This is a genomic window from Mesorhizobium sp. M2A.F.Ca.ET.037.01.1.1, from assembly GCF_003998075.1.
Classification (GTDB): Bacteria; Pseudomonadota; Alphaproteobacteria; order Rhizobiales; family Rhizobiaceae; genus Mesorhizobium.
The window spans coordinates 1-12,057 of sequence record NZ_RZSA01000070.1; the positions used below are offsets into that span (position 1 = coordinate 1).

The window sequence follows — 12,057 nt, forward strand, 5'->3', positions numbered from 1 at the left end:
CCATCGCCTTGATCAGCGGCACGGGGCCGGCGGCGTAGCCGATGCGCCAACCGGTCATGGCATAGGCTTTCGACACGCCGTTCATCGTCAGCGTCCGCTCGTAAAGATTCGGCTCGACCTCGGCGATGGTCTTGAAGACGAAGTCGCCATAGGTCAGATGCTCATACATGTCGTCGGTCAGCGTCCAGACATGCGGATGCTTGAGCAGGACATCGGCCAGCGCCCTGAGCTCTGCCTCCGTGTATGCGGCGCCCGACGGGTTGGACGGCGAGTTCATCAGCAGCCATTTGGTCTTCGGCGTGATTGCCTTTTCCAGCACCTCGGCCGTGAGCTTGAAGCCGTTGTCGATCGAGGTGTCGGCGAAGACCGACGTGCCGCCGCAGATCGCCACCATTTCGGGGTAGCTCACCCAGTAGGGACGCGGGATGATGACCTCGTCGCCGGGGTTCAGCGTCGCCATGAAGGCATTGAACAGGATCTGCTTGCCGCCGGTGCCGACGATGGTCTGCTCCGGCCGGTAATCGAGATTGTTCTCGCGCTTGAATTTTTTCGCGATTGCCTCGCGCAGCGGCACGATGCCCGACACCGGCGGGTATTTGGTCTCGCCACGGCGGATCGCCTCGATCGCCGCGTTCTTGATGTTGTCGGGCGTATCGAAGTCCGGCTCGCCGGCACCGAGGCCGATCACGTCACGGCCGGCATTTTTCAGCTCGCGCGCTTTCTGCGTCACCGCGATGGTCGCGGAAGGCTTAACGCGGGAAAGGGCGTCGGCGAGAAAGGCCATGACAAAAAGTCTCCTAGGGAAGCGGCCAGGAGCGGCCGCGGCGCCTCTCATGTCGCATGATGGCGCGGAGCGCAAGCATTGTGCGATGAGCCAGAGGTCAAGGAGGCGTGACCAAAGTCAGCCTGCGTGCGCAGCAACGCTAAATTCATCAACGGCCGGTAAACCCTTGACTGGCAGGATCGCAGATCGGATTGCGCCAATTCGCGGAGCGAGAAACCTTGTCGCGCAGCATCGGGCTTGCCCACATCATCCGTCATGACCGCGAGCAAGTGGCTCGCTGACGGCATGGTCGGTCGGCTTACTCCCTGACAGTCGTAAGGTCTTCGACTCCCCGACCTCAACAGACCTCGACCGGTCTTATGTGGGCAAGACCTCGCTGCGTATGACGTCAGCCGTATAGACAAGAGAAGAATGGCCAGCATAATCAATGGCTTAGGCTACAGGGAGACCCCGCCGGGGAGGGGTACAAGGGGGACGGCCCCCCGTCAGTGCCATAGGTATGGCCCCTCGGAAAAATCGCCCGAAAAATATCCAATGCGGGACCTTACCGGGGAGTACCAGCCTTGCCTTGGATCACCGGGGAGAGGTCCCTTTGGTGTGAATCGAGTGTGAACGGTGTGAACAGACGACGGTACCGAGCGACGGCCCCAAGGGTAGTCGCCTCTGTCGAGGCTCGCTTAAAGAAAAAAAAGGGGATGCCCTTAGGTATAATTTTCTTTATGCGAAGGCGAAGCATGAGCCTGACTACCTAAGCGTATCCTATTTCATTATCCTTCTTATAATAATATGGGTCTTAACCCCTTGATTATACTAGTGAATTTTTCACGATGGGACACGACTTGTGTCCAACCGATTCGAAACTAAGCCGCAGATCGGGTCCTTTTGTAGTAATCAGCCCTTGATTTGACCGCACGATTTCTCATCCGGCTGTTGTCTTCCCCGGTGAGATAATCTTCCAGAATAGACCTCATGCGGTAGCTAGGGAGGTAGACCGTGATTTTCTCGCCTCGTCTAATGCGGGAACGGTAGACCCACTGGATTAACTCGGTCAAAGCGTACTGATCCTGCTCGACGCCATCCCTGCCAATGCCAAGCCATCGGTTGACATACGGATTGATATGCTGGTCCCAGAGGTACACGAGTGTCGACTTGTCGATGTAATCGTTCGTCCCGCGAGTGGTATTCGCCAACCATGTAGCGCCATCGAACATCCTCGACCCTGAGGCATACGGGCCGGGCTTTGCGGGCCGCCCTTGTTTCACATCGTCATTGTCCAATCCGTTGAGATACCAACTCGACTTGGCGCATGTGACCAGAACGCCAGATAGGTCGTCCCCGAGATCGTATCGACGTAGACCTCTCAGGGCGTTTGAAACCCTCCTACCGTCAACGCTGGTCGTCTGCCCGGTGTACGACAGGCTGACACCATGCAACGACGGTATTTTCTCAATGGTGATAAGCTCCCGCGCCTTCAGACGAAACGCTTCATTTGCTTCGGCGTCTTCATCTAGGGTGTACGCAATCCCGATCTTTCTGAGGTAAGCCAGGAGCATGGATCCTTCCGCCATGAACGTATAGACGGTGAAGCTCCGTCCCACATGGAGAAGGGTCTCAGGCAGTGCCCACATGAAGAACACACCATCGATAAGAAAGAGCGTCCGTGCGGATGCCAATCGGTACAGGTTTTCCCTCAGCGTGTCGTTCACGTCATGCGCTTCGTCGTGCCACTTCTCCGTGGCCGTCACCCGATATGTGTCAGGATCAACAGTGGCGTAGCCGGTCTCGACGTATAGCCTCTGAAACGACTTGATCTTACCGCCGTTGATCGCGCGGCAGACCTCGGGGACTTCATCGATGATGATGTCATACCCGTCTAGCAGCCCATCATTCGCTAGTGCCACGATGTCCGTATACAGAGCGTGCGTCGTTGCCACATTCTTGCCAGACGACAGAAGCTCACGGAGGCTATCTCGTTTGCTCCGCCCTTCGTCATCAGGCTGATCGAAAGGGACTTCTGATTTCTCAATGATCCTTTCGACCTCACTCAGCAATGGCGTGATGACAAGGTAACGCCTGTCTGACCGGAACGACTGAATCATCTTTGTAGTTTTGCCAAAGCCGCAAGGTCTATCGATCACAAGGACCGGATCGTCTCTAACAAATAAGCTCCTAAAAATGGTCGACATTAAATCTTCTGAACCTCCTTTCTCTTCGCCATCCTATAAATAGTTCTGGCTGTCACTCCGGTACTCCGGAAGTATCGATCCCACATGTAGCGTTGCTTTTTAGGGTCGTAGTTCCCCCGCGTTGTCGTCTGAGACCATTCGTCCCAGAGGTCGAAGCCATCTTGTGATCCGCCTGAAGCGTCAAACAATGCAGCCCCAACCTTGAACCATTCCGGTTGGTTATCCGCCGGGATGTGGGAGAGAGCTTCCGTCAGTCGAACGGGGTCCCAATCGGAACTCTTGTGTAAGCCCCGTGCCTTCGCGCGTCGGTCGCTTGGTTCCGGGGTGTAGTTTTCGATTCCCAATGTCTTCGCCATGTCGGCAAAGCTGCTCAAACTAATTGCCAATGGTCTGGTCTCCCTTCTTCTTCGGTTTCAGTTGTTCGGGGTGTAGCCAGTACCCAAGCTTGACCTCTCCGGGTGTGGCTTCGTCTGGTGTGTCATGGTGATCCCGACCGAGTGTGAACAGCCGGTTGAATGCATCGGAATCGACCTTGCCGAATCTCTCCCGGTTGCTCTGCCAGAGGGCGTGAACCGACTTGTACCGACCGAACTCCCGTCCAAGGCGGTAGAGGACGAGCCGACCATCATCAGCGAGGGTGACCGACCAAGCGTCATTCAGGGCTAGGGTAATCATGGGGCCACCCCGAATTCAGCCACCCTTGATCGATTGGCCTTAGATGCCGCAATGGCATCCCATGTCTTCGATGATATCCGCGCCTTGAAACCTGTAGCCTTCGAAGTCACAGAAACGCGACCGTCTGGCCGCTTGGTGACGATCACACTCCGGTAGCCGGAACCGATGTAGGGACACTCGCTGTCAAGCTGAATCATCCCCTCATACAGGACGGGGTAGGATACCCCTCTAGAAAGCCCTTCTTCGGGGTGTGGAGGGGGGCTACAGCGCGATGTTACGCTAAGCCTGTCCTCTGTAGGGGGGAGTTCGGATGTTACGCTAAGACAGTCGTGATTAAGACGTAAATGCCTCATCCGACACTTGGCTGAACAAAATTGGGCTGTCGCCCTAGTGGCTATGAAATGAATGCCACATGATTTGCAATGCTTGTGTTTAGTATTCAGTCCGTCAAACATTTCTCTCCATGGTGTGGGGCCAGCCCATAGGACCAGCCCCGGTTAAGTTTCTTAAGCCACTACTTCTAGCGGCAACGGCTCATGGATAATTCGCCTCTTCTTCACCTGAGGCCCGACGATGATAGGAATCCTCCGGTATCGGGGCTTATACGTCCCCCTCGCCAATGCCAGGGCCTTACGGCGTTCGAACTCTGCCGCCGCTTCGACCAACATGGCACGATCATGATTGACGGAAGCTCCGTACTCTTGGAGGCCAAGGTTGACCCTCCGCAAATCGAGATGGTCCCCGTTGATGTAGACGACACGTTCGCCCGGCAGAGCATCGGTGATGACACGAGCCACTAAGACCTCAACCCCAAAGGGGCCTCTAGCGGAAACCGCTCCGCCTTGGAGATTCCAGTTGCGGGACAACTTCAAACCGATGAGTTCGTTATAGGCGTCGAGGTCGATACAGCATTCATCGACACCGCTTCGGGACAAGGGAATATGGACTAGGAACTCATCTCCGATCTTCGATAAACGGACATCTCTCTCTTTCAATGGTCGCCTCCGGGGAGGACACCCAAATCAATCAGCATCCGCTTGGCCGCGTCATCGTGGTCGAGACCCTTTCCGATCTCTTCGACGAACTGAGTGACACGCATCTTGATGAGTTCCGACTTGGCCTCTTGGTTGAGACTGTAGTCCCTCATCCATTCACGCCGCGCGGCTTCAGACATCTCTCGGGAGAGACGTTGACGATCTTCTAGGCTGGACATCATTCAGCCCTCCGGGAGATGCCGACCTGACGCGCGAAAATGGAAGACTTCTTTGCCTCTTCCTTTCGGGTCTGCGGTGCGTTGGTGATCGCGTCTTCCATCGTCCCTGACTTAAGTCCCCGCCTTTCGAGGACCGCCAACGCTACGAGTTCAGCAAACTCCGGGGTAATGGCTGAATCGAGAGCATTAGCCGTATCGATGACGCGAAGACGGAGCATTTCCCTCTCGGCCTCTCCCATGTCGGCAAGCTTCTTCGAAATAAAATACTTATCTTGAACTTCAACTTTGGTGCTCATGAAAACTTTCCTTTCAAATAGATTGTGGGTTAACGTCGATGCGGGTCTGGCCGTCTTCGGAGGTGTGATAGATTTCTAGTGTGTGGCCGCTCCGATCAGCCCACGAAATGAGTGCCCTTATCGTGTCACTCCAAGAGGTAAACCGGCCTAACTCTGGGTCGGCTACAGTTCCGGCAAAGGTAAGGTAGTGGTGTGAGTACTCGTCAGAGAGGGTCTTGACGTAGCTTCGTTGGTCTCCCTTCGAAACAGCGATGACGGTGAAATCCAATTTAAGGTCATTGACCCATATGATTGCCCTAGTCGCTACCTTCGAGAGGTCTGGCTGTGAGGCGCGCATTAGATGTTCCGCCCTTCCTTGTTGTTACCTTTCTTGTTCGGGCGATTCTTCTGAGGTTGAGCGACCAATTGGCCTTGGAGTGGCTTGTCCTTCGAATAATGGGACCAGACCAACGATCCTTTCTTTGACGGGGTAGGCAACGAAATGCGAGTGTTGTCGTTCTTGGACATAAAAAATACTTCTGCCCCCTTCGACCGAGGGCTGTTAGAGTTTCAAAATTTATGGAGTAAAAACAAGGATCAGATTTTAGAAGCCCAATCCTCGGGATATTATCCCATGTTTTTCTACCGAAGTCAACAGTAAACCATAGCGGACTACTTTAATATACTGCGCAACACCTTGAGATATAAGGCAAATATTTATTTCATGCATCCTCCAAAACCATAGTAATACTGCCTGTTATTTTCTGATATACTCACGGCGATAAGGCCGACCTCCTGTAAGTCGCTGATATCAATCGACATTTTCTGCTACGCTTACGGTAAGTAATTGATTGTATTAGGGATGTCCCCCACGATTTCGGGGGTGTAAATCAAGGGGAACGTCGCTCCATCTCTTGCTCAATCAGCCTGTTGAGTTCGATCAGTCGGACTTTGAGCCTTCGGCTTTCATCGACGAGTTGGATTAACTTCAAATCCGGGTCGTCAGGCGCAAGCATATCTGCCTGTGAAAGAGAACTCGGGACCGTGTTGAAGTCTATGACAATGCCCATGTGATTTCTCCTAATGATGATGGGACGGTGGGTGACCCTGCGTTGTCATTCTACGGGTCGGGGTCCACAATCCGACAGGAATCAACGGAGGGGTGCCGTGTTTGCAGACAAGACACTTTTGATACTTGGAGCAGGGGCCAGCTTCGAAATAGGGCTTCCCGTAGGTGACACGCTAAAAGAACAGATATCGGCTGCGTTGAAGGTTGAGCTTGTCAGTGGCGGCACCATTATGAGGTTCGCTGACTCTGTGATCGATGACGCGGCGGAATTTGTTGCGATCCACAACAAGGTAGGGATCACGAAGATAAAGCTACTAGAGGCTTGCAGGCAAATCAGTGCTGCCCTTCCGCTAGCCCGGTCTATCGACAACTATCTCAACGCTCATAAAGACTCGAAGACGATAGAGTTGTGTGGGAAGCTCGGGATTGCTCGGTGCATCCTCCAGGCAGAGCGAAACAGTTGGATCAAGGCTGACCAACCACCACCGAACAGGATGAATTTCGGGGTGCTGAAACCGACTTGGTATAACCGATTTGCCAACCTCCTGTTCGAGGTTCCGTATGGGGAATTCCTCGGGAGGCTCTCCAACCTAAGCGTCATCACCTTCAACTATGACCGCTGCTTTGAGCACTTCATGTACCACGCGATCCAGACGCATTACGGTGTGGATGAGAAGAGAGCCGCAGAAGTCGTCAACGGTATGAGCATCTACCATCCCTACGGAAAAGTCGGGAATCTGCCGTGGATGGGCAAAGAGCCTATGAGCGATTTCGGTGAGGAGGTAGGCGGGGACCGGCTGGTGCAACTGGCGGGGGGAGAGATCAAGACCTACACAGAGGGAGTCGATAGGAGTTCCAGTGAGATTCAGGCGATCCATCGGGCTGTACGACAGGCAAGAACCGTCGTGTTTTTGGGCTTCGGGTTCATCCCACTGAACATGAGCCTGCTAAAGCCAGACGCAGACGAGAGCATGCACAAAGAGAACGCTACGAAAAAGACCTATTACGCGACCGCTCTCAACATGTCCGACGAAGACACCTCGCATGTGAGAGACGCTGTGAGGGGGCTATGTCCTGCCGGGGTTGTTCAAGAGTTCATCCGGAGCGTCAGGTGTGTTGACCTCTTCGGCGTCTACGGATTCAGCCTTGGCTTGTCGTAGGTGATAGGAAGGCAGATCGGGGTTGTTCATCGCCGCTCTTGCTCTTGCCACAACAGGACAGACCATGATTGCTGTTGCTTCCGTCGCTACCAACCGGGGGTCAGCTTCGATCACAAGGGCGATGTTTTTGTCCGACAGCCGGGACCTAGGCTCGCTAGGGTCGAAGACCTGATCCGCCAGTGGCCACGTTTGATCGCTGACACGACAGAAGGGGAAACCCCCGGGCCGCGCCATCGGCTGTGTCTGTTGCGCCTTCTCCAAGCCATGGGCTTGCAAAGAGGGACCGACAGCGAGTTGCCGCCTACGGAATGCCGTCCTACGCTCACACAGCGCCCCTCGATCCCGACAGGAACAGAGAGAAGCCTATACGCCGGTCCGGCCCGACAAGTTCCCATGCGTCGCCGCTAGAGGGTGTTCCGGAATTCAGTTTGGGGATTTGCAAGATGGCCGCTGGCTCGTCTCGTCCCTCTCACGATGGGGGGATGTCATCGACGTAGTTGCCAACAGGTGGCCTGCAATTGACTTGGGTCTGGGGGTTACGGCCCATTCCCGTAAGTTATATGTGGAACCTCGATTGTGACAAATCAATGGCGCGACCTTGCCGATAGTTAATTCCGGGGTGTGGTAAGGATTGGGGTATAGGTAGGGGTATAGACAAGAAAAGGGCCGCCCCTCGGTAGAGACAGCCCCTTGGATGAAAGTATTTCTGTGTGGGGAAAATAATATTATAAATCAGGCAGTTAGTTCTAGTGGTGTCTGGCGACCCGGTAGATCGATCAACGTGGGGACATCTTGATTTAATCTCAACAGCTTATCTGGTGTGACACCCAATAGCTTAGCTTGAACTGCTGTCATGTTGGCGTGGGCATATCTGAACAGCATGGCTGGTGCCCGGTGCCCGCTGATGCTGGCGACCTCAGGGATAGACAGGCCAAGTTCAAACAGGCGGCTAATCCCCTCATGGCGGAGATCATGGAAGTGAAGGTCTTCGATTGGTGGTGTTGCGCGCTTACAGATACGGGTCCAATTCGATTTGAGTGCTTCGACATCGACAGGAAATACCTTTGTCGTCGGGGTGATGTGGCGTGGGCCGATGATGCCCCTCAGGGATTGAGTGCCCGCAGATCGTCCAGCTTTGACGGTTTCGACACATACAGGCGAGGCGATGGCTTCGCGAAGGATTTGCACCGCCCTTGCCGTCAGAGGGATCAACCGGGAACCGGTCTTCGCTACGGGGATGAGCAACGTCTGGCGTTCGAAGTCGATGTGCTTGCATTGGATGGCAAGGATTTCTGCCTGTCGCATGGCCGTCTCTAGGGCGAAGACGATGATGATAGGAACAAACGGATTCGGACTACCATCCAAGAGCGTCAGCTTCCCGGCTTGCGTCAACAATCGGTCTTCCTCTCCGGGGCGCAACCTACGCTGGCGCTTGTCGTCCTGGACCTTCAGATAAAGCCCTGCCAGCGGGTTTGATATCTCAATGTGCCATTCACGCTTGGCGACCTCGAACATGTGATACAGGGGCGCAAGCTGGCGCTTGAGTGACCTCGCAAGGATCGGACGACCTGTCCTCTTCGAGACCTCGTTAAGGCGTTGGTCACGGTATTGTGCGAAGTCCTTCGGGTGGAGATCGAACAAGGATTTCTTCGCGATGGGATACCGGAGGAAGCGGTTTAGCTCGACCGTCTCGATCCGGCATGATCGTTTTTTGGGCAAGACTTCGTCCCGGTATCGTTCGACCAGATCGGCCAATGTGATGCCTTTGAGAGTACGTCGGTCGGGGCCTAACTCTTCACGGTCCATTTGGCGCTCAATCTCCCGCGCCCATCTCTCCGCGTCCTGTCGGGTGAGGAACGACTTGGACCGCCCTTGCTGTCCCTTGCGGCGGCACTGGACGTTGAACTTGCCTGACTTGAGCTTGCGAATAGTCGCCATTTCTGAGGTCTCCTGTGAACCAAGGGTGAATGGAAGACCCGAGTTCGGGGAAGCGACATGAAATCAGGTACTTCCGCGTTAACCCATATCATCCGTCATGACGACGGCACCTCGACCGGTGTCTGGGGCATCTATACGCTGCAAAGCGCGTTCCAGCCGATCTTCGCCTTCAAGGAGGGCAAGCTTTCAGTCGCCGCCTTCGAAGGGCTGATCCGGCCGTTCCGCGACGGCGAGCCGCAGTCGCCGGCGGCGTTCTTCGGCACCTGCCCGGCGGCCGACCGGCTGCATATCGAGTCGCTGACGCGCACGCTGCATCTTCTGAACGCCGGCGCCTGCCTGCCGCAGGAGGCGTCGATCTTCATCAATTTCGACCCGTCGGTCTTCACCGATCGCGGCATTGCCGACAAGGCATTGCGCGATATGCGGCTGGTGCTGCACGAGGCCGGTATCGATCCGCGCCGCATCGTCTGCGAGGTTACCGAGCAGAAGTCGGCCTCGCAGGAAGCGCTCTACGATTTTGTCGAGGCGCTGAGGGCCAATGGCTTCCGCATCGCGGTGGACGACTATGGCGCCGATGAATCCGACATCCACCGGATCCAGGAACTGAAGCCCGACATCGTCAAGTTTGATGCCCTATGGATCACGCATCTGATGGAGTCCGGCGCCGGCTTCGCGTTGCTGACGGCGATGGTTCGGGGCTTCGAAACCCAGGGCATCCACACCGTCTTCGAAGGTCTCGAGGAAGGCTGGCAACTGGAGCTTGCCGAGAAAGCCGGCGCTTCCATGGTGCAAGGCTATGTGCTTGCCCGGCCCGAACTTGCTCCCACCAGCTTTCGCGTCTTCGCGCAGCCTCCGGCTGAACAGAGCACGGTGTCGGCTGCCGCAAGCCCTGCGGCTCCGGCGAAGCGGTCGCGGCCGGCAAGGGTATTCGGGCGCAAGGTCGCGCCATGAACGAAAGCCAGGAGAGGCGGCGCAACGTCGCCAAGGCGATCTTCGCCGACGAGATCGGCCTTCAGTTCGGCATTTACGGCGATTTCCGGCTGTGGAGCGCCTATCAGCCGATCTTCGCGCCGGAGGACAGGATGCTCAGGGCGGTCGCCGTCGAGGGGCTGATCGAGCCGCGCCGCATCGCCGAGCCGGTGGCTCCGTCGATCTTCTTCGGCGGCGTTCCCGCATCCGACCGGCTGTTCGTCGAAACGATGTGCCGGATGCTGCATCTCGGCAATTACCGCAACATCGGCCTCGAGGGACTCACGCTGTTCTTCAACTACAATCCGATGATCAACGATCATCTCGGGCGGGCGCTGGCCGAAATCCGGCTGATGACCAGGCATCTCGGCGATTTCGAGCTGGAGCCGGCCCTGCTGGTTTGCGAGATCACCGAACAGGCGGCGGACGATCACGTTCTTGCCAGCCTGGTGCGTGAAATGCGGCGCGACGGCATCCGTATCGCCATTGACGATTTCGGCACCGGGCATTCCACCGAGGCGCGCATCAAGCTGCTTGCGCCCGACATCGTCAAGATCGACGGCGCCTGGTTCGGCGCGCTCTGCCGCCACGCCGCCGCCGAGCGCTTCTTCCGGCCCTTGGTGGGCATGTTGCAGGAGCGGGGCGCAAAAGTGCTGGTCGAGGGCATCGAGAATGCCCAGCACCTGCGCGTCGCGCTCGAGGGCGGCGCCGACCTGCTGCAGGGTTTCCATCTCGCCCGCCCGGCGCTCGCAGGTACGATCTTCAAGGAAGAGCCGCTTTCCGTCGATGCCCTGCTCGACGCCGGCAACAAGGTTGTGCCCCTGCATCAGCAACGCTGATGCCAAGAAAACCCACCAGCAACGCTGATGCCAAAGAAAACCTATCAGCGTCGCTGATGGTTTTTCGCAAAAACAAATCACTGGATGCGACCTGGCCGCGCGCGTTAGAGCGTTCCAGGAGATTCGAGAGGGCACGAGGCATGATCCTTTACGACATGGCCGACAGCGGCAATTGCTACAAGCCGCGGCTGTTGATGGCAAAGCTCGGCATCCCCTTTACCCGGGTCGAGGTGAGCTCGCATACCGGCGAGACGCGCAAGCCCGACTACGTTGCCAAGAATCCGAACGCGATGGTGCCGATGCTGGAACTCGACGACGGCAGGCGCATCGCCGAGAGCAACGCCATCCTGCTTTATCTCGCCGAGGGAACGCGCTTCCTGCCGGCGGACAAATACGAACGCGCGCTGGCTTACCAATGGCTGTTCTTCGAACAATACAGCCATGAGCCCTATATCGCGGTGCGCAAGGCGCTTTTGACCTTTCCGGAACGGGCGAAGGACGCCACGCCGGAGCGGCTGGCGCTAACGCTGGAGCGCGGCAACAAGGCGCTGGGCGTCATGAACCAGCATCTTGAGCAGAACGCATTCTTCGCCGGCAATGCCTATAGCGTCGCCGATATCGCGCTCTACGCCTATACCCACACCGCCGAGAAGGGCGGGTTCCAGATCGAGGCCTATCCGGCCGTCGCCGCCTGGCTGAAACGGGTCGAGGCGGACAAGGGGCATGTGCCGATCGAGTGGCTGCCCCACTGAAGCCGGCGATTGGCGAAAGCGTGAGTGACAGCGTCCTTCTCCCCGTTCACGGGGAGAAGATGGCGGCAGCCAGATGAGGGGCGGCGCCATCTTTTCTAAGCTGGTCAAAATGGGCAGTTCTGAAATGTCGGCGCTGCCCCTCATCGCCCTGCCGGGCACTTCTCCCCGTGAACGGGGAGAAGTGCCCGGCAGGGCGA

General features: G+C 56.6%; 12 protein-coding genes. 4 read left to right on the top strand and 8 right to left on the bottom strand.

The window, feature by feature from the left end; all coding sequences use genetic code 11:
- The 7 genes from EOA27_RS06040 to EOA27_RS06075 all read right to left on the bottom strand — a co-directional run.
- Window positions 1-784: pyridoxal phosphate-dependent aminotransferase (locus EOA27_RS06040; protein ID WP_145970270.1), on the bottom strand; the 784-nt coding region annotated here is incomplete at its 3' end.
- 860 nt (window positions 785-1,644) lie between these two features.
- Complete coding sequence (locus EOA27_RS06045; protein WP_127255731.1) at window positions 1,645-2,970, bottom strand: hypothetical protein; 1,326 nt, start codon at window positions 2,968-2,970, stop codon at window positions 1,645-1,647.
- Between the two features lie 375 nt (window positions 2,971-3,345).
- Window positions 3,346-3,645 (bottom strand): hypothetical protein, encoded by a 300-nt coding sequence (locus EOA27_RS06055; RefSeq protein ID WP_127255735.1) that lies wholly within the window; start codon window positions 3,643-3,645, stop codon window positions 3,346-3,348.
- A 506-nt stretch (window positions 3,646-4,151) separates the two neighbouring features.
- Complete coding sequence (locus EOA27_RS06060) at window positions 4,152-4,640, bottom strand: hypothetical protein (RefSeq protein WP_127255737.1); 489 nt, start codon at window positions 4,638-4,640, stop codon at window positions 4,152-4,154.
- Window positions 4,637-4,861 (bottom strand): hypothetical protein, encoded by a 225-nt coding sequence (locus EOA27_RS06065; RefSeq protein WP_127255739.1) that lies wholly within the window; start codon window positions 4,859-4,861, stop codon window positions 4,637-4,639. Before EOA27_RS06065 ends, EOA27_RS06060 begins: the two co-directional genes overlap by 4 nt.
- Window positions 4,858-5,154, bottom strand: a complete 297-nt coding sequence (locus tag EOA27_RS06070; protein WP_127255741.1) for a hypothetical protein — start codon at window positions 5,152-5,154, stop codon at window positions 4,858-4,860. Before EOA27_RS06070 ends, EOA27_RS06065 begins: the two co-directional genes overlap by 4 nt.
- Before the next feature lie 869 nt (window positions 5,155-6,023).
- Complete coding sequence (locus EOA27_RS06075) at window positions 6,024-6,203, bottom strand: hypothetical protein (RefSeq protein ID WP_127255743.1); 180 nt, start codon at window positions 6,201-6,203, stop codon at window positions 6,024-6,026.
- Window positions 6,204-6,300: 97 nt separating this feature from the next.
- Here EOA27_RS06075 and EOA27_RS06080 point away from each other — a divergent pair, with 97 nt between their 5' ends.
- Window positions 6,301-7,362: a hypothetical protein gene (locus tag EOA27_RS06080; protein WP_127255745.1), complete on the top strand. Its 1,062-nt coding sequence runs from the start codon at window positions 6,301-6,303 to the stop codon at window positions 7,360-7,362.
- Between the two features lie 732 nt (window positions 7,363-8,094).
- Here the strand turns inward: EOA27_RS06080 and EOA27_RS06085 are convergent.
- Entirely contained in the window at window positions 8,095-9,300 is a 1,206-nt protein-coding gene (locus EOA27_RS06085) for a site-specific integrase (RefSeq protein WP_127255747.1), read from the bottom strand.
- A 57-nt stretch (window positions 9,301-9,357) separates the two neighbouring features.
- On the opposite strand from EOA27_RS06085, the gene EOA27_RS06090 reads away from it, so the two are divergent.
- From EOA27_RS06090 to EOA27_RS06100, 3 genes are all read left to right on the top strand, one after another.
- The gene (locus EOA27_RS06090) at window positions 9,358-10,251 is read left to right on the top strand and encodes an EAL domain-containing protein (RefSeq protein ID WP_127255749.1); all 894 of its coding nucleotides are present in this window, start codon (window positions 9,358-9,360) and stop codon (window positions 10,249-10,251) included.
- On the top strand, window positions 10,248-11,108 hold the full coding sequence (locus EOA27_RS06095; protein ID WP_126081719.1) for an EAL domain-containing protein: 861 nt from the start codon (window positions 10,248-10,250) through the stop codon (window positions 11,106-11,108). The genes EOA27_RS06090 and EOA27_RS06095 overlap by 4 nt, the downstream gene beginning before the upstream one ends.
- Window positions 11,109-11,248: 140 nt before the next feature.
- Complete coding sequence (locus tag EOA27_RS06100) at window positions 11,249-11,860, top strand: glutathione S-transferase family protein (protein ID WP_126081720.1); 612 nt, start codon at window positions 11,249-11,251, stop codon at window positions 11,858-11,860.
- Window positions 11,861-12,057: the final 197 nt, after the last annotated feature.